Below are 24,137 nucleotides of genomic sequence, written 5' to 3' on the forward strand. Positions count from 1 at the left end.
CTGACTATAAGCCACTCGCACCGCAGATGTGAACAGTAACACTTTTTATCATAGATAAATATATATTTTGGAGATAATGATTGTCAAGTCTTTATCATGATGATAAATCGTAACAGTTCAGCCATAAAAAGATAATTGGCAATACAATGAGCTTGTTCATTGTATTGTTAAGTACCTTTTTATGGTAGAACTGTTACGCAGAAGCAGAAAATAACAAACTTGACATATCAAAAAAATGGTGTATTATATAAAATGCAACTTGGTTGCAAATGCAAATAAATTGCAAATTTAAAATTAAGGAGTAAAAGATTATGTTTGAAGTAATAGAAGATACACTTATCGATGGTGTGAAACTTGTACCGTTTTTATTTATCACATATCTTTTTATGGAAATTCTTGAACATAAAATGAATAATAATCTCAAAGAAAAGATTGCGAAAGCCGGAAAGACCGGTCCCGTATGGGGAGGCATTTTAGGTGTGATACCACAGTGCGGATTTTCAACAGCGGCGGCGAGTCTTTATTCGGGAGGTATCATAACAGTCGGAACGCTTATTGCCGTATTTATGTCAACCTCTGATGAGATGTTACCTATACTTATATCGAGAGAAGTATCAGTCGCAACAATATTGAGAATATTAGGTACAAAAGTGGTTATTGCAGTAATCTCAGGCCTTGTGGCAGAATATTTTTATCTAAAGATATTTATGAAAAAAGAAAGAGAACCGGATATTCATATAGTATGTGAGGAAGAACACTGCCACTGTGAAGACGGCTCATTTATTTCGGCAGTAAAGCATACTGTTAAGATTGCAATATATATTATCCTTATTTCATTTGTGTTAAATCTGATAACACATTTCTGGGGGATTGAAAATATTAAAGGACTTTTTTCGGCAATGCCAATGTTAGAACAGTTTTTGTCTGCCCTTGTCGGTCTTATACCAAACTGTGCTTCGTCTGTCGTAATAACTGAATTTTATCTTGACGGAGTTATAAGTGCAGGTGCGATGATGGCAGGACTTCTTGTAAATGCAGGAGTCGGTATGCTGGTGCTTTTTAGATTGAACAGGCATATAAAACAAAATCTTAGTATAGTAGGAGTGATGTATATTCTCGGAGTATTCTGGGGAGTTTTCATACAGATTTTTGGAATAACATTCTGACATCTTTATTATGAACTTTTTATACAGAGGATAGTGTGAAAAATCCATATATGCAGGATTTTAGCGTGGATAATCCGATTTTTCACACTCAAGATTTGTGTCTGCACACACTTGACACAAACCTGATATGCACAAAAATGCGTGTGCAGAAATGAGGATTAATATGCAGGGATATTCAACACCAAGCAGAAAAAGAATATTAGAGTATCTTGAAAAAAATAAAAACAGGACGGTCACGGCGGCTGATATAGAAAATTATCTTATCGAAAAAGAATGTGCCGTAAATAAGACAACAATTTACAGATTTTTAGACAAACTGATAATTGAAAAAAAGATAGTAAAATATGCCGCCGAAAAAGGAAAAAAGGCTACATTCCAGTATATTGAGGACGGACACCATTGCGAAAAACATCTGCATCTTCAATGTATAAAATGCGGCAGGATATTTCATCTTGAATGTGAGTTTATGGATGAGATAGCTGCACATATACAGAGTGAGCACGGATTTTTTATAGAATGTAAAAGGTCGATAATATATGGAACCTGCAGAGAGTGTGCTAATGCTCAGTCGTAGGTGTGAACAAGCGTTGTGAGTATGCTTTACATTGGAACAGTTCAATGATAAAATATATTTAACGCTGTCAGGAAAGTGCCACACTTTTATTGTGCACATCAGCTTGACTTACATTTTAGAGCATTGGAGGAACAGACTTATGAAGAAATTTGAACAGTTTAAAAGTGCATATGAGTCTATTGTGCGAAATAATAAAATTGGTGATTTTTCAGAAGTATATGTTTCTGCCATAACATCTGATTTTGACAGGCTGTTTGAGCTTGCATGGAAAACAATGAAAGAATATATGTATAAAAATTTAGGGATGCAGGCGGCAAAAACAGGCTCTCCAAAGGAAATCTTAAGTCTGGCTCACAATCAGGGGATAATAAAAGATGGTGCCGTCTGGCTTGAGATGCTGCAAAACAGAAATGATGATGCCCATATATACAGATTGTCGGTTGCCGTAATATATAAAAGCAAGATAGAAGAAGTATATCTGGGATATATGAAAGAACTTATAGATTATTTTAAAGATGTAATACCTGACGAACAGATACAGGCAGCAAAAGTGTCGGAGGATTTGCTTGAAGAATCAAAAATAAAAGGTGTTCCATTATGGGAGTTAGCCGTAAAAGAAGCAAAAAAACAGGATGTGTCAGTTGATTATATTGTCGAGCATTGGAAAAAGCCATAAGTTAAATAAAGTGTTATTATCTGTACTTAAGTATGAGCAGTAATGATAAATTGGAGGTTAAAAATGTCGTTAGAAGATGTTGATTTAGAAGCAGGGATATTATCGGATTTACAAAAACTGGCGGCAAAGTTTCATTTGAAAGAACTTATTATTTTTGGTTCAAGGGCTGATGGAACTGCGAGTGATGTTTCTGATGTTGACCTTGCCGTAAAAGGTTATGGTTCGCCGATGGTGCGGGCAGACTTTGAGGAAGCGGTTAAAAATCTGCCGGTATTACTTATGTTTGATATTGTTGATTATGACAGTATATTAGTCAGTGATGTTTTGCGAAAAGAAATAGATGAAAAAGGGATATTATTGTATCAAAATACATTTTAGATAGATCAGGAGGAAAACAACAATGAATTTTTATATGCCTACACAGGTGTTTCAGGAAAAAAATGCAGTAAAGAACAATGGTGCAAAGATTGCATCGTTTGGTAAGAAAGCACTTATAGTAACAGGTAAGTCATCATCAAAAAAGAATCATTCACTTCAGGATGTTATAGATGTACTTAACGAAAATGCAACGGAGTATGTTATATTTGATGAAGTTCCACAAAATCCGTCTGTTGAGCTTATAATGAAAGCAAGCGAGTTCGGAAGAAATGAGGGGGCAGACTTTGTTATCGGAATAGGCGGCGGTTCGCCGATGGATTCTGCAAAGGCGATAGCACTTATGATACAGAACAGGGATACGACAGAGGAAGTGCTTTACCAGAATTTAGAACTGCGTGCGATTCCGGTTGTTGAAATTCCTACAACCTGCGGAACAGGTTCAGAAGTTACACCGTATGCGATACTTACAAGACATGACAAAAACACAAAACAGAGTATCAGCCATAAGATTTATCCGGAACTTGCCTGCATAGACCCTGAATATCTTGCGGCAGCACCGGAAAGTGTTATTAAAAATACTGCTGTAGATGCCCTCGGTCATATGGTGGAAAGTTATTTTAACTCAAAGGCAACTGATTTTAGCAAAATGCTCTGTCAGTATGGAATTTCAGTATGGGCAGAAAATATTCCGGTACTTCTCGGCGAGGAGGCAGACTTTGAAGCATATGATTCGCTTATGCTCGCATCATGTCTAGCAGGAATGGCTATAACCCACACCGGAACATCAATTCCACACGGACTCAGCTATTATCTTACATATAACAAAGACATACCACACGGAAAAGCAGTAGGTTTATTCCTGCCTGGCTATCTTAAAGTCATTCAGAAGGAAATGCCTGACGAGGTAGCAGATTTCCTTGCAGTGCTTGGATTTGATGAATTAGAGCAGTTTGCATTTCTTATAAAACAGCTTCTCGGTGATTATGAGATTACAAAAGAAGATATAGAGAAGATGACGGACGAGATAATGGCAACACCTAGAAAATTAAATGCCGTTCCGTTTAAGGTTACAAGGGAAGATGTAGAGGATATGGCGGCCTATCTGGCTTAAATTTTTGGAAATGGAGAGATACGATGCAGCAGGATGAAATTATTTTGAGAAAAGGGATAGTACATATTCTTGATGGTGAGCTTGGCTATCCCGTTTATTCGGAGCAGCAGCTTGACATTACACCGGATCTTAACGAATTTTTTACCGGGCATATTTTTAAGATAATGTCAGGTGACGATATGAAGAAATGCTATTTTGATGAGGAAAGTTCTGATATTTACAAGCTGCTTAAAGATTTTTCGGAGGACGATTTTATAGATTTCAGCAAGGATATTACAAAAAGATTATACGATATAATGAACAGCAACCTCGCTATCCCATCAGCTGATCTTGCCGTTTTGTCGTTCAGTCTACACAGCGTTATGTATCTTGCCATTTTAAAAATGAATTATAAAGAGAGTTTTGTCCATATGACGCAGGCAGAGGAGAGCGGTAATGTAAACAGTATTATTAAATACCGCTCGACGCTCCCTGCATCTTCATCAAAACTTTCAGAAGCGGTTATAATAAACCTTGGCGATTATACGGTAAATATAATAGAGAAAAAATATGAGGTAAACGGAGAAAAATGTAATTATCTTTCGGAGCTTTATCTTAACTGCCATGCAGCTATGTCGTCCAAGTCAAAACTTGCTATAGTCACAAAAGCTGTTGAGCAGGTCAATAAAAAGCATTTTGAGGAAGAACCTGTTAAGCAGATGGAGGCTAAACGCATTATAAAGGAGGAAATCGAGGAGACAGGTGCGGTCAATGTAGAAAAGATAAGCGAAAAGCTTTATGGCAAAACTCCTGATATAAAAGAAGAATTTGATGCAAAAATGGAAAAATATCATATGGAAAAAGCCGAAGTAAAACCACAGAGCAGTGCAACGACAAAGAAATTTGAAAAACAGTTTTTAAAGACAGATACCGGAATAGAGATAAATATTCCAATGGAACAGTATCAGGACATAAACCAGGTTGAATTTATATCAAATCCTGATGGAACTATATCGGTTATGATAAAGAATATCAATAAAATATCAACCAGATAAAAATATAGTGATATTGTTTAAATTATGGGGTGGCTGATAATTATAAAACAGGCTTGGCTAATTATAAAGAGGATTTAGTTTTAAGCGATAGAGGATTTTTATTTAAAAAAATGCAAAATGGATTATTAGAAGAAGATAAGCTAAAAAGAATGGAGAAAAATAATGTTTCGTTTGTGGGCAAAGAAATTTAAAGACAACAGGATGTTAGATGATATTACGATAACCGACCCGTCAAAAGAGAAAAACAGAACAAAAAAGGTGTTTGACAGTCTGGACGAGGTATGCTATACATTTGACCTCGGTCGTCCGATATGGCTTGATAAAAATATAAAAGAATTTAAAAAGATGGATAAAACACGCTTTGACAGTGATAATTTTATCGAGGGAATAGATTTTGACTATCTGGAAATTCATGTTATAGAGGAAGACGAGATTTGGGAGTAAATATTTTTGAAATCGAAAATATTGTAAAAAGAAAAATATCCAAAATAATAAGACACTTCCATATACTTTTGGTCTGATACGGTAGTATTTGAGCATAGTATGTGGAAGTGTCCTTTTTATTAACATAAAAAACACTCCGTGAGGATGTGCATTTTGCGGAAAAGAAGTAAATGCTACGAATTCTGCTCAGGCGTGAAAGAGTCACAAGCGACTCTTTTTTTTGTGGAAAAAGTTGACAAATATTCTTAACTGGCATAAAATATGCTTGTTAAGAATATTTTTATAATTTCATATCAAATTTTAAGAAATAATACCAATAGGTGATTGCGAAACTAATTATATTTGCACAATTTAATCGCAGATTATGATAGTTTCGCAATCACCTAAAAAATACCAACACAGAAAGGAGACAAAAAAGATGAAAAAACAAAAAAATTACAGAAAGGTGGCTGCTGTCGGCAGATATTTTGCGATGGCTTTTGCGGTGGTGCTTTTATGTATGGTATCGCAGAGCATATCAACGATACACGCCGATGCAAAAGTGACTTTTGACATCACGGCTGACGGTGTGTTAAAAGGGATTGACGGCACGGCGGCAGTGATAAAAGTGCCTGATGGGGTTAAGGAGATAGATAGTGATGCTTTTTCAGGAAATAAAACTATAGAACAGATTATACTGCCTGACTCTGTTCAGATATTGGATAGTTATTGTTTTAATGGTTGTGAAAATCTAGCAATTATAAATATGCCAAATAGTATCAAAGAGATAGGTGACGGTGCCTTTGGAGGGTGTCGTAGTCTGCAGATGATAGACCTTTCTAAGACAAAAATATCAAGTATTGGAAAGTCAATGTTTGCTGGTTGTAAAACATTGACGGAAGTTAAGCTGCCTGACAGTATAAAAGTGATTACAAGGGGAGCGTTTTCCGGTTGTGCCAAGCTTGGCAAGATTAATCTTCCAGAGGGGCTTTGTTATATAGGACATGGTGCCTTTGATGGTACAAGTGCATTGAATACCATTGAATTTCCGGAGAGTCTTCGCTATATAGGTGGAGGTGCATTTTATAGCAGCGGTTTAAAAGGAACACTTAAAATTCCGGCGGGAGTTACAAATTTACAAGGCAACGCATTTGGACATTGTGGAGGCGTAAGTGAAGTTAAAATTCCTGACACGGTTGAACAGATACATGGCTCAGCTTTAGATTTTAAATATGACGCATCTAATGCAAAAGACCAGACATTTTTTATACCACCGTCTGTGTATTATCTCACAAGAGATAGTCTGACACCAAGGTTTGCCAATCAGGTTGAATGGCCTGCACATACTATTCAGGGTATAAAAGGTTCATATGCTTCAAACGCCACAAAGATACAGAATACATGGAAGTTCGAGGAAGTAGCATATAATTCCAAAGCAGTATTTGATGCAAGCGGCGGTAAGGTTGATACGACTTCAAAAGAACTTGTTAAGGGACAGAGTTTTGGTCTGCTCCCTACACCAAAGCTTGCAGGCTGGACTTTTAAGGGATGGTATTCCGATGATAAATTTAAGAGAAAGGTCGTGAGCACAACAATAGTAAATAAAGACAATTATACACTTTATGCAAAGTGGGAGAGAGAAGAAAAGACAAAGCTTGTCTATCAGGGAGAGGACTCTGACTTTGTTATTGAGGACGGCGTGCTTGAAAAATATCAGGGAAATGAACCTGTTGTTATCATACCTGATACAGTAAAAGAGATAGGATATGGAGCATTTGAGAAAGATAAAACAGTATTAAAGGTTATTATGCCTGACAGCGTAGAAAAGATGGAAAATGCTGTATTTAACGAATGTGAAAATCTTATGGAAATCAGATTTTCACACAGTTTAAAGGAGATACCGGCACATACTTGTTCAGGCTGTTTGGCATTAGAAAAGGTAATCATTCCTGAGGGAGTTACAACTATAGGTGATTGTGCATTTAATTCCGGAGATAGTCCTATGAGTTATTCGGAGATTAAATTTCCAAAAACATTAAAATCCATTGAAGGAGAGGCATTTAGCAATAATGACAGTGTTACTGAGATAAGTCTTCCTGACGGGCTTGAGTCTATAGGAAAATATGCATTTGAAAAAAATACATCACTTGTAAAAGTGTCTTTTGGTGACGGTATTACAGAACTTCCAAATGGTGTATTTTCATTCGATACAATTTTAAAAAATATTTCATTACCATATGGTCTTAAAAGTATAGGAAGATTTGTTTTTGATACGGATAAAAATATTGAAGAACTTTATATTCCTGAGACAGTTGAAAACATCCAAAGTTCTATGCTTAGAAATGTAAAGTCAACCGTAACTATATATAGTTCAAGACATGATGCGTCAGGTGATAACAGTGCAGCATATGATTATGTTGAGTCTGTTAATTCACAGGGCGGCGATTTGAAATGCAAATTTTCAGAAGTTCAGAAGGGAACAGTTTCTTTTGACTTAACTACGGCTGGTACAGGCTATGCTGATAAAACTAAGGCGATAGGTCACGAGTACGGTTCACTTCCTGTGCCTGAAAAAGACGGATATGATTTTGTCGGCTGGAGTGAGAGTGCTGACGGCAATAATATTATTACTGCATTTGACAGGTTAAAGACTCCGACAGTTACGCTCTATGCCATCTGGAGTAAGCAGGTGACGGAACAGGAGGGAACACCGACGAGAATTCCTTTAAGCAAGGAGGAACAGGAAAAAGATATTGTTTATACAGAGATAAATTCTGTTGCAGATTTCATTAAGATAAGAGAAAATCTTAGCGGCAATTATAAACTTATGAGCGATATTGACCTTTCAAAAGTTACAAAAGATGATAAAAATGTAGGAAAACTTGGCTGGATTCCTTTTGGATATGGTACTGACGGAAAGTGGCAGGGCTCATTCAGCGGTATATTTGACGGAAACGGTCACAGTATTTTGGGACTTACAATGAAAGGAAATACTGACGGTTCAAAAAATGGCGAGACACCTTATACTTCAACTGGTCTGTTTGGCAGAGTTGAGGGTGGAAAGCTGAAAAATGTAAACATAAATGATGCAGATATCACAGTAAGCAATGCCGCTACAGGATGTTGTATCCACACGGGGATACTTGCCGGATTTGTTGACAGTGACGAGGAGACAGGTGCAAATGCTTCTGTAGAGAATGTAAGCGTAAGCGGAAAAGTTATCTTCTCATCACCGAAACAGACAGTCGAGGAAAACCTTGCAGTCGGCGGAATTTTAGGATATGCAGGAAAGGCGGACATAACAAATTGCACAAACAACGCATTTGTGGGATATGAGTCAAAAGAACAGGAGATGCCTGTAAATCCTACATCGAGATTTCTTGGTGGAATTACGGGATATTTGCAGCGTGGAAATATCACATCCTGTGTAAATAAGGGAAATGTTGTATCATACCGCTGTTATTATGGTAATTATAATGCAGGTGGAGATATTATAGACAGTGCGTTGAGCGGACTGAATTGTTACAATGCCTCAGGTGGAATATGCGGTGTTGCCGCACAGGATGGACTTATACAGAAATGTTACAATATTGCAAAGGTTGATACTTATACAAGCAATACATATAAATTGTTCGACCTTACGACAAATTCATATTCAAATACTATGTCAGGCGGAATATGCGGAGCATTATATCTCAGCACACAGATAAAAAACTGCTACAATGCAGGTGACATACACAGTTATGTAAACAGAGACATAACTATTATTTCACCTGATGCGGGGGATAGTATTTTTGACTCAATTATGAAGAAACTTGACGAGATGACACCGACAGTGCCGTTCCAGAACGCGATAGCATATGCAGCCGGAATTGTGGGCTACTCGACTGGTTCATCTTCCGGATCTGTTGCATATTGTTTTAACACAGGTAAGATACAGGGCGATAACAAGCATACATACCCTATACTCTGCGGTTCAGTGCCGGTATTCTACTCAGTATATGAACAGCAGAAGGATTTAGAGGGCAACGACCTCTATACAAGGGGAGCAGAGTCATGTGATGACAAGAACTCAACAACAACAGCAAGAACAACTGATGAGTTAAAATCAGAAGATGCGTTCAGAGGTTTTGATTTCACAAATGTGTGGGTATCTGCCGAGGAGACTGGACTTTCATATCCTCAGCTTTATGACAATATGGAAAATGCGATAACAGATGTGAAATATCAGGCAGACGGACTTAAGACAGAGTATAAATATGGTGAAAAACTTGACCTCTCAGGACTTAAGGTATCGTATAAATTAAACGGAAAGACCATCACAAAGACCGTTCCTGACGACAAGGAATGTGATTATGACAGATTTAAAGAGGGTACGCAGAAGATAACAATAAATTATTGCAATGTGCCATACACATTTAATGTAAAAGTGGCAGAGAAACTTTATAAGGTAATATTCACCGACAGTGACGGAAAGACAGTTATTGCCGAACAGGAATTAAAGAAAGGGCAGGATGCCACGGCTCCTGAAGCACCTGCAAAAGAAGGCTATGAATTTACCGGCTGGGATAGAAGCTTTACAAATGTGACAAGAGATATAGTTGTAAAAGCAGTCTATACAAAACTTTATAAAGTAACATTTAAGTCAAAAGACGGTCAGACGGAACTTAAGGTTCAGTATGTAAGAAGCGGTGAAGCGGCAGAGGCACCGGAAGCACCTGAAATAGAGGGTTATACATTCTCACGCTGGAGTGATGACTTTACAAGTGTTTATCGTGATATGGTGATAACAGCTTACTATGACATAATAGCCACACCGAAACCGACAAAAACACCTGCATCGACAAAGACACCAAAACCGACGAGTACACCAAAGCCTACGGCAACGGTGAAGCCAACTAAAACACCTAAACCGACGAAAACACCTAAACCGACGGCGACAGTAAAACCAACAGGTACAGCGTCACCAAATGAAAGCTCAAATCCGGATGAGACAGTAAAACCAACGGAAACACCGGCTCAGACGGTGACACCTACAAAAAATCCAAATGCCACGGCATCACCAACAAAAACACCGCTTAAGAAAAATCAGACAGTAACACCTGTCAAAAATAACAAAAAGTCGGATGCTGCATCTTACAAAGTAACAGATGTAAAGAAGAAAACCGTAACATACAGTAAGACAAAGACAACATCCAAAAAAGCGGTAGTACCTGATACGATAACCGTAAACGGCACAAAACTTAAAGTAACGGCGGTAGGTGCAAGTGCATTTGCAGGAAACAAAAAGATAAAAACCGTAACATTAGGAAAGAACATAACAAAGATTGGTACAAAGGCATTTTACAAAGCAAAAAATCTCAGTAAGATAACAGTAAACGGAAATACCATAAAATCAATCGGAAAGAATGCTTTCAGCGGAGTAAAGAAAAACTGTAAGATAACAGTTCGGGCAAAAGATAAGAAACAGTACAACAAAATTGTCAAGCTGATAAAGAAAGCAGGGGCAAAGAAAGTTAAGTTTGCTTACAAAAAGAAGAAATAGGGCTTCGCTGACAAAGATAAGGCTTTTGACACGGAAGTTAGAAATTGCGAAAAATAAACTTTGAGTGTTGAAAGCCGGAAGTTAGAATTTAAGACCAGGCTTTTGATGTTGAAGTCTGAAATCGCAAAAAGCAAACCTTGAATGTTAAATGCTGAAAGTTAGATTTTAAGACTGGACTTTTAATACGGGAGTCTGAAATCGCAAAAAATAAACTTTAAATGATTAAGCAAGGAGTAGCATACTAAGAAAATCAACAGTGTGCTGCTCCTTTACTAACGTATAGAAAAATGCTCGTAATGTAGTGTGGATGCCAAGACAAAATGCTGGTTTTGCCCTTTTATATTATGGGGAAGGTAAGATTGATACTGTCTGACAAATTATGCACTATAGACTGGCTGCTGTGTTTTACAGCATTAAAATTTTTAATATTTTATCTAAAATCACGAAAATGATAATGGAAAATAAACAAAATTTCGTCTAAAGTTTTCAAATCTTATCAAATCTCATTATTTTGGGATTTTTATTGTGAAAAGTATACAAAAAATAAGGGACAATATGTGAAAAATACAGATTGAAATAAGTAAATATAATTGTTATTATCTCAAAAAAGAAATATTGATTTATTAAATATCGTGATGATAGGGATAACAAATGAACTTCCGGAAAAAGACGAGCGATATGAACTGCATCGTTTGATTTGTGCATTGCTTTCAAATCAAGTACAAGGAAATCAAAAATTTGATATTCTTGAGAAAGAGTATAATATTCCGACCAATACAGAGTTAAGAGAGGATGTGAGTGTTATGTGTAATCTGAGTTTAGGAATAGAAGAAAGAGCCGAGGCAAGAGGTGAGAATAAAAAAAGTGAAAAGGTTGTTATGAATATGTATAAAAAAGGTTATACGACAGAACAGATAATGGATATTGTGGAGTTGGGTGAGGAAGAAATAAAGGATATTATAAAAGCTAATTTACAAGCTGTCAAATAAAAAATCATACCAGTCTTGACAACTTAATAGCACAGGTATATACTGTATTTAATTTCAAGGCGGGGTGCGATTCCCCACCGGCGGTATTTTCATATTTGATGGATAAGCCCGCAAGCCTTTACAGGCATGATTTGGTGAGATTCCAAAGCCGACAGTATAGTCTGGATGAGAGAAATTAGATATACAGTTTATGTATAATATTTATTTTGATAGTATCAGATTTGATTATATTAAAATATCTTATAGAATTTATCTTATAAAAACCTTGAAATTTTTCAGGGTTTTTCTTTTTTATGTATAGTAAAATGCTTGTTCAGAAAAACCCCGTAAAAATTACAAAAGTGTGCATACTTTTTGATACATAAATGGAGGTATATATGGATGAAAAGTATATGCGGCGTGCTATAGAACTTGCCGCAAAAGGTGTCGGAAAGGTTTCTCCTAATCCTCTTGTCGGAGCAGTTATAGTTAAGGACGGCAAAGTGATATCAGAAGGCTATCATGCAAAATACGGTGCTCTTCATGCAGAGAGAGATGCTTTTTCAAAGTTAAGAGAGAGTGCAAAGGGAGCGGATATGTATGTGACATTGGAACCGTGCTGTCACTATGGAAAACAGCCGCCCTGCACACAGGCGATTATCGAGAATGGCATTAAAAATGTTTATGTTGGTTCTGATGACCCAAACGAGCTTGTTGCGGGAAAAGGCATAAAGCAACTAGAAGATGCCGGTATAAATGTTGTGATAGGAGTTTTGAAATCAGAGTGTGATGCTCTAAATCCCGTGTTTTTCCACTACATAACCCATAAAACACCATATGTCGTGATGAAATATGCGATGACGCTCGATGGAAAAACGGCGTGTGACAATGGCGAAAGCAAGTGGATAACTTCAGAAACGGCTAGAGAAAATGTGCAATATACTAGAAATGCACTTAAAGGAATAATGGTGGGTGTAGGAACTGTTATCAATGATAACCCAAATCTTACCTGCCGTATTGATGGAGGTGTAAATCCCGTTCGTATAATATGTGACAGCAATTTGAGAACACCAAAAGATTGCAACATCGTTAGGACTGCATTTGAAGTTCCAACTATCATAGCCACTGTTTCAGAAGATGAAAAACTTATTAAATTTTTTGAACAGCAGGGGATAGAAGTCCTAAAGACAGCAAAACAGGATAACAGAGTTGACCTTTGTGACCTTATGTTAAAACTCGGTGAGAGAAAAATAGACGGCTTGCTGCTTGAGGGCGGTGGAACATTAAATATGAGTGCATTAAAAGCAGGAATAGTAAATCACATTCAGGCATATATAGCACCAAAAATATTTGGTGGGAGTGGCATATACAACCCGGTGAAAGGTGAAAGCGTGGCGGTTCCGTCAGAGGCATATATATGTAAAAATATGAATATTACGCATATAGGTGATGATATTCTTATAGACTGTGATATTTAAAAGGCTGTTATGAAAACAAAATAATGAGTTTTATAATAAAAGTATATATAAGATATGTTTTAATAGTTAAAAACAGAAAGAAGTGATTAAAATGTTTACCGGAATAATTGAGGAAACAGGGAAAATAGAATCGGTTGCAAATGGTAATAAATCTGCCATTATTACGATAATTGCAGACAAAGTGCTTAAAGGCACTAAAATCGGTGACAGCATAGCGGTGAACGGAGTGTGCCTGACGGTTACTTCAATAAGCGGAAATAAATTTACGGCTGATGTTATGGCTGAGACGATAAGACGAAGTTCTCTTGGTACTTTAAAACATGGAAGCAAAGTCAATCTTGAACGGGCGATGGCAGCTGACGGCAGATTTGGCGGTCATATAGTGTCGGGTCATATTGACGGCACAGGAGTTATACGCTCACTGGAGCGTGAGGATAATGCCGTATGGGTTGAGATAGAGACACCTGACAAACTGCTCAAATATATTGTTGAAAAGGGTTCTATTGCAATCGATGGCATAAGTCTCACGGTGGCAAAACTTACGGATGACAGTTTTTCGGTATCGGTAATACCACACACTGGTGAGGAGACAACACTTCTTGCCAAGAAACCGGGGGATATTGTAAATCTTGAGAATGATATAGTAGGAAAATATGTTGAGAGACTGATGAATTTTAACACTTCACAAAAATCACCGTTTGACAACAAAACTGCCACAAGTACAAAAAGTAATATAACAATGGATTTTCTTACTGAAAACGGTTTTTGACACTATGCATAAAAATGTATGCAGAAAGAGAGGTTTAAAATGGACAATAAATTTAATACTATTGACGAGATATTAGAGGATATAAAAAACGGCAAAATAGTAGTCATGATAGATGATGAGGACAGAGAAAATGAGGGCGATGTGATATGTGCCGCTGAGTTTGCCACAAATGAAAATGTAAACTTTATGGCAAGTTACGCAAAAGGGCTTATCTGTATGCCAATGTCTGAGGAATATACCGAAAAGTTTTTGCTGCCACAGATGTGTGAAGTAAACACGGATAATCACTGTACGGCATTTACTGTTTCAATAGACCATGTTGACACAAAAACCGGTATTTCGGCATATGAGCGTTCAATAACGGCAATGAAGTTTGTTGAGGATGATGCAAAGCCGTCTGATTTCAGAACACCGGGTCATATGTTCCCATTAAAAGCAAAGAAAGGCGGTGTTTTGGAGAGAAACGGTCATACCGAAGCTACGGTGGACATTGTAAGACTTGCGGGACTAAAGCCGGTCGGACTTTGCTGCGAGATAATGAAAGATGACGGAACAATGGCAAGAACACCTGACCTTGTGGAGTTTGCTAAAAAACATGAACTTAAAATAGGAACGATAGCAGATCTTGTGCAGTACAGAAAAGAACATGAAGTTCTTGTGGAATGTGTTGCAAAAGCAAAGATGCCTACAAGATACGGTGAATTTACAATTTATGGTTATGTAAATAAATTAAACGGTGAACATCATGTTGCCCTTGTAAAAGGTGACATAACGGACGGAAAACCTGTTCTTTGCAGAGTACATTCAGAGTGTCTTACGGGAGATGCTTTAGGCTCTGCAAGATGTGACTGCGGCCAGCAGTATGACGCTGCGATGAAGATGATAGCAAAAGAGGGCAGAGGAGTATTACTCTATATGCGTCAGGAGGGCAGAGGAATAGGACTTATAAATAAGATAAGAGCCTATGAACTTCAGGATAAAGGGCGTGATACGGTCGAGGCAAATCTTGAACTCGGCTTTCCGGAAGATGCGAGAGATTATACGATAGGAACACAGATACTTGTAGACCTCGGTATCCATGAACTTAAACTTATGACAAACAATCCGTTAAAGGTTTACGGACTTGCGGGTTACAACCTTAAGATAGTAGAAAGAGTCCCTATTGAAATGGAACCCGGCAAATATGATATGTTCTATCTTAAAACGAAAAAAGAGAAGATGGGACACCTGCTAAATATATGATATAAGTATTATCATTTCACTAAGAAAAAATTTGCGAAAGCGTGCCTGCGGGATTATTTCTAATAGCCTCGCAATCATCACAACATAATTAGTTTCGCAATCACTTAATCACCTATTATAAAAATTAAAGATAAGGAGATAAAAATTATGAGAACATTAGAGGGAAATTTAGTTGCAGCAGAAGGAATGAAAGTTGGTATTATTGGAGCGAGATTTAATGAATTTATCGTTTCCAAACTTATCTCAGGTGCAAGAGACGGTCTTGTGCGTCACGGTGTTGAGGATGACAATATCACATTTGCATGGGTACCGGGAGCTTTTGAAATTCCTGTTATTGCTAAGAAAATGGCTATGTCAGGAAAATATGATGCCGTTATATGTCTTGGTGCTGTTATAAGAGGTGCAACAAGCCACTATGACCTTGTGTGCAATGAAGCTGCAAAGGGAATTGCAAGTGTATCACTTGAATCAGGGATACCGGTACTTTTTGGTGTTGTCACAACAGACAATATTGAGCAGGCGATAGAGAGAGCCGGAACAAAGGCAGGAAACAAAGGCTATGACTGTGCGCTTAGTGCTATTGAAATGGCAAATTTGACAAAACAGTTATAATCATCTAAAATACCCATAGCTATTATTGTTTAAATTTTTCACACCAAAGATTTGTGTCTGTGCACACTTGACACAAACTTGATTAAAAAATATGTGCAGAAATGAGGAATAAAATGTTTCAAAATTTATATCCCAGTGAGGATTATGACTCGGCGTACCAAATAGACTATGAGGGTTTTTATGATAAGGGTTATCGAGGAATACTCTTTGATGTTGACAATACTCTGGTGGAGCATGACCAGCCGGTTACGCTTCCTGCTATCGAGTTGTTTGAAAATCTCAAGGAGATGGGTTTTAAAACATGTATCATATCAAATAATAAGGACTATAGGGTGAAGCCGCTTGCTGATGCATTAGAGTCTGAGTATGTATATAAAGCCGGAAAGCCATCAAAAGCAGGCTATGAAAAGGGTATGGAGATTATGGGAACAAACCGTGAAAATACTCTTTTTATAGGCGACCAGATTTTTACAGACATCTGGGGGGCAAATAAAGCAGGTATTCATTCAATACTTGTAAAACCGATAGCAAAGCATGAAGAAATTCAGATAGTGCTTAAACGCAAGTTAGAAAAGATAGTGCTTGGCGAATACAATAAGACAAAAAGAAAGGCTCAGGCTTAGCATAATAACTGTTTAAGACTTAATAAAAAAGAGCAAAACCAGCTTAACATACAAAAATATAAAGAGATAGAAAAACATAGTATAATATTGCTTTTCTATCTCTTTTTGCCTGCCATATATAAAGTATTATGCAAGATAGTATTCTGCGGTATCAGTTAAATACAAAATTTTTATATCAAACATAGTGAAAATATTTATATATATTATGTATTATACAATATGCAGAAATCTCTCTACTTTTGCTGATATTATCCACGGTGCCGGCTGCTGCTTGAACATATTATTACTTTCTAAGGTTGATACACTTACCTGTATTATCTCAGGATTTATTATGCCAAAGGGTTCTAAAGTATTTTTTATACCTGCTGCCACCGTAAAATCAAGTGTATAGATTACTATACGGACTTTTGGATTTACCCTTATAAAATAATCGAGTTCCTGATCCATGCTTGCAGATGCTACCATAAAAACAACATCCGGTACGGGACAGTCTTTCATGGTTTTCTCATCGACATGGTCGACAATATTTATATTGTGCAGACAGAAGTGTTCGATATTGTCCTCAAGAGTGTTTCTGTCTGCACTGCTGTACTCGACGGCTGTGACATTGCCCTCAGATGCGAGCATAGCTGCTTCTATGGCGATACTCTCTCCACTTATAACACAGATATTATCCTGTGGTGCTATAGTCATTTTATTTAGAATGATAGAACGTATCTCACTTCCTACATAATGTATAGAGCCTTTTTGGAAAAGCTCATTTGAAAGTCCTATCTTTGCCGTATTTCTTGCGGCTTTATTGATTATCAGCATACCTGCTGATGCATTTATGCCACGGTTTATCATATCGGAAACTTTTTTGTGATAGATTTTGCCAATGGGGACATTGCCCTCGTTAAACCATACCTCACAATCACCAAGTCCTGCGTTCCAAAGACGATAAAATATATCATCATCGCCAGCCTTTGTAAAGACGAGTGTTGTCTTGTGGGCTTCGACTGTTGGAACAACATTTTTATTTTTTCTTGTAATATCAAGAATTTTTACATGTTCAAGGTCGATAAGTGTACCGTTTGAAAAAAAGTTAAGCCATGCAAGAATCGTTTCATTTGAAAAAGTGTTATTATCCATACCTTAAATTCACCTCATTGATATTTAATTTGAAAATTCATATTTAATTTGTGACAATTTTATAGTATAATCATATGATGTTAGGGTCAAAGCCGGATAGCAAGGTATGTTTATGTACAAACCCATATCCGGGGGATGACTAAACATCATCATGTAATCATGAGAAAATATGAATAATATATAAATTTCTCATGATTGGTAAGCTTGATTATTTTACAAATCTATATAATATCTGTAAATTTAAGAACTATTATACCACAGATTTGTAATGCTATAAACCCTGTTTTTAGGGTTAATAATGAAATAAACAAAAGCTGCAAAGCAGCGACTGACAGCTCGCTGGCAGGTTTATGAATGTAAGAAATGCAAGGTTGAACTGTTACATAATGTTTAAAACATCTGCCAAAGCTGATGGAAAAATAGCCGGTGATTTAACATTAACCGGCATAAAATTAAAATAACCGGAGGAATACAGATAATGAGTGAAAAAGTTGAAATGTGGGATATTTATGATAAAGATAAGAAAAGAACCGGACGCACGATGAAAAGAAATGACTGGTGTCTTGAGGAGGGAGAATACCACCTTACGGTTCTCGGTGTCATAAAAAGACCTGACGGAAAGTTTCTTATAACAAAGCGTGCAATGGATAAGGCATGGGCACCGGGCTGGTGGGAAATATCAGGCGGAGCAGCTATGGCAGGAGAGGACTCAGAGGATGCAATAAAGAGAGAAATCCTTGAGGAAACGGGGCTTGATGTAAACGGTGCCAAAGGCGGCTTTTTATTCTCATACCACAGGGAAAATCCGTCGGAGGGTGATAATTATTTTGTAGATGTTTACAGATTTGAAATGGATTTTACTGATTCAGATATAAAACTTCAGGATGCAGAGACAAAAGATTTTATGATAACCGATGTAAATAAAATTAAAGAATTTGCAAATGAGGGAATATTTTTACATTATGACAGCATTAAGGAGGCTTTTGAGTAGATATGCGTTACTATTATCCTGATTATTTTAAAGATTTTGTCTGTATTGGAGGAAAAGCCTGTTCAGACAGTTGTTGTCATATATGGCAGATTACCGTTGATAAAAAAACACTTAGAAAGTATAAACATGTTACCGGTGAACTGGGAAAGCGTATGGCAGAAAAGATAGACCAAAAGACCGGAGATATATGTCCACACGGTGAGGAAAACAGATGCGAATTTTTAAACGAGGACAATCTCTGCGACATTGTTGCCGAGCTTGGTGAGGATTACCTTTGTGAGACTTGTTATACGCATCCGCGTCATGAAGAGGTATATCCTGATGTGAGAGAGCGTTCACTTGCGATAACCTGTCCGATAGCGTGCAGACAGCTTCTGGAGAGAAAAGAGCCGGTACGGATAATTTATGAAGACACTGATGAGCCGGGCGATAAAGACAAGAAATTTGACTATGAACTTTTTGATGTTTTACTTAAAACAAGAGACAATCTTTTGAAATTACAGCAGGACAGAGAACTTACAATTTCACAGAGGATGGCTCTCTCTCTCGGAATATCACATGATATAGAAAGACGCATAAGAGCAAAAAGTTTAAGGAATAAAAATACCGGATTTTTAGATAAGCTGTTTGCAAAGAAAAATAGTTTTACTGATGAGGAATTAGGGGATATTGAAAAAATATTAAAATATTATAAAAAATCAGATGCATTTGAAAAAATGTGCAAAAATATCGAAAAGAGCGAGGAGTCTGACTGGTTTATGTTAGATGACGAGGAGGATAAGAAAAAAATACTCAGCGATATGATATTTACGCTTTGTACTATGGAAGCATTAAAACCTACATGGATTCCGTATCTTCAGAGTGTCCTCAATATAAGGCAGCAGATGGATAACAAGGAATATCTTGAGTCATATAAAGAATTTGAAGCAGTCACGGATGATATTGAGATAGAGCAGTTACTTTTTTATTTCACATATGTTTACTGCTGTCAGTCAGCTTATGACGGAGCACTTCTTGCCAAGATAAAGATGGCTGTTGTCAACACGCTTATCATAAAGGAATTGTGGTTTATGTGCTGGCTTGAAAATGATAAGACTCTTACAATGGAGGACAAGGTTGAATATGCCCATTGGTTTGTGAGGGAGGTCGAAAACTCCGATGAAAATATGGAACAGTGGGACAGCCTTATGCAGAGAAATCCAAGATTTTCACTTGATAATATTTTTAAGCTGCTGTAAAAATGATAAATGCTATTATAAAAATAACAGTCAGATATAAGACTAAATATTTTTATAATGTTTATATTCGTTTGAAAAAGGTATGCAGACCAGGATTTGCATTTACCTGTCGGAAGTGGTAAATTTAACTGGTCAGTTTATGATGACTGGTGCAAAAGTTCAGATATTACCCCATCTGTTCTTGTTGAAGTCAGAGGGTATAAAGATTTGGCTGAATCGGTAGATTATATGGAAAAGAACCATATATATCCGTTCAAATAAAAAAGAGCAAAACCAGCATTTTGCTTTTTAATAAAAAATATGAGGTGAATTATGATTTCTAGTGGTATGGTTAATTTGATAATGCAGATGGCGGTTCTCGGTTTTGTGATACCGTTCGTCTTTATTCTGGCATGGAAAGTAAGGACTAAAAAAAGTATAGTTCCGTCATTTGTGGGCATGGGAGTATTTCTTTTGTTTACTTTCTGCTTTGAGTCTGTTCCTAATATGATATTTCTACATACTAAAAATCCAATTTCGGAGTTTATAACCGGAAATGCCATTGCTTATGCATTATATGTAAGTCTGATGGCAGCAGTTTTTGAGGAGGCGGGAAGATTTGTCGCTTTTAAATTTTTCCTTACTAAACACACAGACGATAATGAGACAGCTATATCATATGGTCTTGGACATGGAGGTATTGAGTGTATAATAGCACTTGGTATTACACAGCTTCAATACTATGCCTATGCTCAGCTTATAAATCAAAATAAAATTGACACAGTCATAAATACATTGCCTGACAAGGCTTCAAAGACCGCAATGACGGAACTTATAAATGCAATAAAGGATATGACTCTTAGTGAAAGCCTGCTTGCAGGTGGACAGAGATTTTTCATAATGTTTTTGCAGGTAGCACTGTCTGTCCTTGTGTTTAAAGCAGTCAGGGAAGTTAATAACAACCGTTATATCGCTATTGCGATAGTATTACATACGCTGGGAAATATACCGGCGGCACTTTACCAGAGGGATGTGTGTCCAAGACTCGGTTCTGAACTGTTTTCCATAGCATATTCTATCGTGGTATGCATTTTTGCTTACAATGTATATAAGAGTCTGCCGAAAAAGAAAACTGTAAGCAAAGAAAAAGATTTTGATATTGCAGGAAAGAAACTCGGATGAAATACCGTGAGCGGCATTAAAAATATCTGTAAAATATTTTTGAGAAGGTATGTCAAAATAGTTTGTTGGAAAACAGATGTCAAAAATTAAGAATTTTGTAAAAAACATGTAAGGTTCACACATTGACAAAAATGGCAGAATACAGTTATTATAGTAGCTGGTGCATATTGACTCTTTAAATTCAGATATTTAAGGCAGAAATATTTTGGTGCATTATTTTAAATCAAAAAAATTTGGAAGGTTTATAAGATGTTATATAGATATTTTAGATTTAACAAAAAAAGAGTGGTGGTATTTGCAATACTTCTTATAATTATATTGAGCATACAGGTATTTCTTACCGGTTCTCTTATGTCAGAACAGTCAGTTACTACTGAGGCTGGTAATACAAACAGTGCCGTTATAGGAATTATTGACAACGAAGAGATAATAAGGCAGAAATTTTCATTTAACAGAAAGGTTGTGCTTTCACGTTTTGTTTTAAGTTTTGGTTCATTTGAGAGAAATGATGTTGGGGATACACTCCATATCCAGATGACAGATGGAAATAATAATATTGTATATAATACAGATATTTCAGTTGATAAGATTAAGGCAAATCAGGACTATCCGATAAAGATGGATAATACAGTTACGATTCCTAAGGGTGTTACCTGCTGTATAAGAATAACTTGCAGCTCTAAGGGAAATTCATATGCGGCAATTCCTACATTAAATACGACAAATCGTACTAATCCAAATACTTATATGTCAACACTTAAAATGCAGACACATGCAAAATCACTTAACATCCGTTATACATACCGTTTCAGGCAGGTGTACCCGCTGATTGTTATGTTGATTGAAATATTGATATTGTTTGTATTATGTTTTGAACATATATCAGATATGGCTGCTGTTTACAGAAAGAGATATTTAAGAGAACTTAAAAAGAAAAAACAGCATGAAAATACAGCCGGGAACGGTGAGCAGAAAAATGACAAAACTAAAAGTCAGGATGCCAAGATTAAATATTCTAAAAAGGCAATGTTTGACAAGGAAAAGGATAAGAAGAAAAAGGCATATATTAAAAAGCATAATAAAAAACAGGAGTATGGCAAAAAACATACATTTAGTGTTAAAGGCATTGTAAAATGGTGTCTTGCACACAAAAAATTTATTGTCATTGTACGAAAAGCGGCATTTGTCTTAAATCCGCTTATCGTATTTTTAATGCTTGAGTCAATGAACGGTTCGCTTGAACTTATGCGTCCGGGTGTGTGGCCGTTTACATGGCTGTTACTGTTTTCAATCGAGCTTCTGATATATGGTATATGCCGCAGGGCATCACTTTCAATGCTCATACTTAACTTTGTGATGTTCCCTATCGGTCTTGCAAACCTGTTTATTATGAATGTACGAGGAACACCTTTTTTACCGGCTGATATACTTGGTGTGGCGACTGCAACAGAGGTTGCTGACCATTATACATTCAGCTTATCACCGGCACAGTTTATAATAGTTCCGGCATTCTTTATATGGAATTTGTTTGTTTTCAGGATAGCAATTAAAAAACAGCCGAAAGAAACTCTTAAGATTAATATAATAAGAAGAGCTGTTCCTGTTTTTGCCGGAATGATTTTGATAGGTATAATGTATAATACTCCTATTCTTGAGGCGTGTAAGATTACTGATGATGTCTGGAATAAAGTGGGTTCATGCCAGAAAAACGGATTTTACATGAATTATTTTATAAACCTGCATTATCTTAAGGTTTCAAAACCTGCCGGATATTCACAGGAAAAGGTAAAAAAGATAATAGCTGAAACAAAAAAAGATAATATTACATCGGTAGAGGAGACTTCATCGAGAAAGGTTATCTCAAACAGTGACTTTAAGATCAATACGACTCTTAATGGCAAAAAGCCTAACATTATCTATATAATGAATGAGAGTCTTGCGGATTTTTCAAAAATAGGAAAAGTTAATTATAACAGAGATCCATTAGAGTTTATACACAGCATGAAAGATAATACTATATCAGGTCTTGATTATGTATCTGTTTTTGGAGCTGGTACAAGCAACTCTGAATTTGAAGCCATGACGGGAAATACAATGAAATTTTTCCCAAGTGGATGTAATGTTTATCAGCAATTTATGCACGACTCAACATATTCGATTTCACAGTATTTAAAGACTCTCGGATATGATTGTGATGCGATACATCCAAGTAGTGCTAAGAACTGGAACAGAATAACGACCTACAACAGTATGAAGTTTGACAAGTTCATATCTATAGATGACTTTAAAAACCCTGAGTATATACGCTATATCAGTGATAAAGAAAGTTATAAAAAGTTGATAGAACTTTATAACAAGCGTGATAAGAGTAAGCCTTTATTCTTGTTTAATGTAACTATTCAGAATCATGGAGGTTATCTTACAAATACAAACTGGAAAGAACCGGTAGAGGTTGAAGGCAAGTATTATACGGAAACAAATGAATATCTTTCTTCGACGAAAGAGTCTGACAATGCTTTTAAGTATCTTATTGATTATTTCAAGAAGCAGGATGAGCCGACGATCATATGTATGTTCGGAGATCATCAGCCTTCTATCGAGACAGAATTTTACGAGGAGCTGTTAGGCAAAAAACAGGATGAGTGGGAGATTTCGGATATTCAGAAAAGATATGCGACACCTTTTGTACTGTGGGCAAATTATGATATAGGAAGTGCGTCAGATGTAGTTATTGGCAATAATACTCTTGAAAATATGCTTTTAAAGGCAGCTGGAATAGAGCTTCCGACATACAATAAATATGTTGAAAAAGTGTCTCAGACTATCCCTGTCGTGAATGTAAACGGTTATATGGATAATGACGGTAACTGGCACAATTATGGAAGTGATGAGCCAGACAATATAAAGAAACTGCTTGACGATTATGATATACTACAGTATGGTTATTATAGTGATACTGATAAAGAAAAATTGTTTGGCAAATAAAATAGAGGTTTAAAAGACTTAAGTGGAGGTAG

The 24,137-nt window shown here is 36.6% G+C and carries 20 protein-coding genes and 1 riboswitch; of the genes, 19 read left to right on the forward strand and 1 reads right to left on the reverse strand.

Annotated features, from left to right (window positions below; genetic code table 11):
- Positions 1-311: 311 nt before the first annotated feature.
- From DW721_RS04495 to DW721_RS04560, 14 genes are all read left to right on the forward strand, one after another.
- Positions 312-1,166, forward strand: coding sequence for a putative manganese transporter (locus DW721_RS04495; RefSeq protein WP_118744962.1), 855 nt, complete (start codon positions 312-314; stop codon positions 1,164-1,166).
- Between the two features lie 163 nt (positions 1,167-1,329).
- On the forward strand, positions 1,330-1,740 hold the full coding sequence (locus tag DW721_RS04500; RefSeq protein ID WP_347560354.1) for a transcriptional repressor: 411 nt from the start codon (positions 1,330-1,332) through the stop codon (positions 1,738-1,740).
- Positions 1,741-1,879: 139 nt separating this feature from the next.
- Positions 1,880-2,416: an HI0074 family nucleotidyltransferase substrate-binding subunit gene (locus tag DW721_RS04505; protein WP_055942001.1), complete on the forward strand. Its 537-nt coding sequence runs from the start codon at positions 1,880-1,882 to the stop codon at positions 2,414-2,416.
- A 63-nt stretch (positions 2,417-2,479) separates the two neighbouring features.
- Positions 2,480-2,794, forward strand: a complete 315-nt coding sequence (locus DW721_RS04510) for a nucleotidyltransferase domain-containing protein (RefSeq protein ID WP_022015553.1) — start codon at positions 2,480-2,482, stop codon at positions 2,792-2,794.
- Positions 2,795-2,816: 22 nt separating this feature from the next.
- Positions 2,817-3,905, forward strand: a complete 1,089-nt coding sequence (locus DW721_RS04515; protein ID WP_118744963.1) for an iron-containing alcohol dehydrogenase family protein — start codon at positions 2,817-2,819, stop codon at positions 3,903-3,905.
- A gap of 23 nt (positions 3,906-3,928) precedes the next feature.
- Complete coding sequence (locus DW721_RS04520) at positions 3,929-4,939, forward strand: nucleoid-associated protein (protein WP_022015555.1); 1,011 nt, start codon at positions 3,929-3,931, stop codon at positions 4,937-4,939.
- Between the two features lie 162 nt (positions 4,940-5,101).
- The gene (locus DW721_RS04525; protein ID WP_022015556.1) at positions 5,102-5,383 is read left to right on the forward strand and encodes a hypothetical protein; all 282 of its coding nucleotides are present in this window, start codon (positions 5,102-5,104) and stop codon (positions 5,381-5,383) included.
- Positions 5,384-5,801: 418 nt separating this feature from the next.
- Positions 5,802-10,907, forward strand: a complete 5,106-nt coding sequence (locus tag DW721_RS04530) for a leucine-rich repeat protein (RefSeq protein ID WP_182436210.1) — start codon at positions 5,802-5,804, stop codon at positions 10,905-10,907.
- 590 nt (positions 10,908-11,497) lie between these two features.
- On the forward strand, positions 11,498-11,896 hold the full coding sequence (locus DW721_RS04535) for a hypothetical protein (RefSeq protein ID WP_147355381.1): 399 nt from the start codon (positions 11,498-11,500) through the stop codon (positions 11,894-11,896).
- Between the two features lie 46 nt (positions 11,897-11,942).
- Positions 11,943-12,077: riboswitch (FMN riboswitch) on the forward strand.
- Positions 12,078-12,273: 196 nt separating this feature from the next.
- Positions 12,274-13,353, forward strand: a complete 1,080-nt coding sequence (gene ribD, locus DW721_RS04540; RefSeq protein ID WP_243035943.1) for a bifunctional diaminohydroxyphosphoribosylaminopyrimidine deaminase/5-amino-6-(5-phosphoribosylamino)uracil reductase RibD — start codon at positions 12,274-12,276, stop codon at positions 13,351-13,353.
- Positions 13,354-13,444: 91 nt separating this feature from the next.
- On the forward strand, positions 13,445-14,122 hold the full coding sequence (gene ribE, locus DW721_RS04545; protein ID WP_118744967.1) for a riboflavin synthase: 678 nt from the start codon (positions 13,445-13,447) through the stop codon (positions 14,120-14,122).
- Between the two features lie 39 nt (positions 14,123-14,161).
- Positions 14,162-15,364, forward strand: coding sequence for a bifunctional 3,4-dihydroxy-2-butanone-4-phosphate synthase/GTP cyclohydrolase II (locus DW721_RS04550; protein ID WP_118744968.1), 1,203 nt, complete (start codon positions 14,162-14,164; stop codon positions 15,362-15,364).
- A 147-nt stretch (positions 15,365-15,511) separates the two neighbouring features.
- On the forward strand, positions 15,512-15,976 hold the full coding sequence (gene ribE / locus DW721_RS04555; protein ID WP_022015400.1) for a 6,7-dimethyl-8-ribityllumazine synthase: 465 nt from the start codon (positions 15,512-15,514) through the stop codon (positions 15,974-15,976).
- A gap of 113 nt (positions 15,977-16,089) precedes the next feature.
- Complete coding sequence (locus DW721_RS04560; RefSeq protein WP_022015399.1) at positions 16,090-16,599, forward strand: YqeG family HAD IIIA-type phosphatase; 510 nt, start codon at positions 16,090-16,092, stop codon at positions 16,597-16,599.
- A 210-nt stretch (positions 16,600-16,809) separates the two neighbouring features.
- Here DW721_RS04560 and DW721_RS04565 read toward each other — a convergent pair whose 3' ends face one another.
- Positions 16,810-17,730, reverse strand: coding sequence for a precorrin-6B methylase 2 (locus DW721_RS04565; protein WP_022015398.1), 921 nt, complete (start codon positions 17,728-17,730; stop codon positions 16,810-16,812).
- A 478-nt stretch (positions 17,731-18,208) separates the two neighbouring features.
- Between DW721_RS04565 and DW721_RS04570 the strand changes: the two genes are divergently transcribed.
- From DW721_RS04570 to DW721_RS04585, 5 genes are all read left to right on the forward strand, one after another.
- Positions 18,209-18,721 (forward strand): NUDIX domain-containing protein, encoded by a 513-nt coding sequence (locus DW721_RS04570; RefSeq protein ID WP_022015397.1) that lies wholly within the window; start codon positions 18,209-18,211, stop codon positions 18,719-18,721.
- Between the two features lie 2 nt (positions 18,722-18,723).
- Positions 18,724-19,959: a flagellin lysine-N-methylase gene (gene fliB / locus DW721_RS04575; protein WP_118744969.1), complete on the forward strand. Its 1,236-nt coding sequence runs from the start codon at positions 18,724-18,726 to the stop codon at positions 19,957-19,959.
- A 96-nt stretch (positions 19,960-20,055) separates the two neighbouring features.
- Positions 20,056-20,220, forward strand: a complete 165-nt coding sequence (locus DW721_RS16000; RefSeq protein WP_182436211.1) for a hypothetical protein — start codon at positions 20,056-20,058, stop codon at positions 20,218-20,220.
- Positions 20,221-20,271: 51 nt separating this feature from the next.
- A complete protein-coding gene (locus tag DW721_RS04580; RefSeq protein WP_022015395.1) occupies positions 20,272-21,120 on the forward strand; it encodes a YhfC family glutamic-type intramembrane protease in 849 nt (282 codons plus the stop codon).
- Positions 21,121-21,369: 249 nt separating this feature from the next.
- Positions 21,370-24,105 carry an alkaline phosphatase family protein gene (locus tag DW721_RS04585; protein ID WP_118744970.1) on the forward strand — a complete coding sequence of 912 codons (2,736 nt, stop codon included), beginning with the start codon at positions 21,370-21,372 and terminating at the stop codon, positions 24,103-24,105.
- Positions 24,106-24,137 lie beyond the last annotated feature (32 nt).

It is taken from the genome of Clostridium sp. AM27-31LB, assembly GCF_003480745.1.
GTDB lineage: Bacteria > Bacillota > Clostridia > Lachnospirales > Lachnospiraceae > Butyribacter > Butyribacter intestini.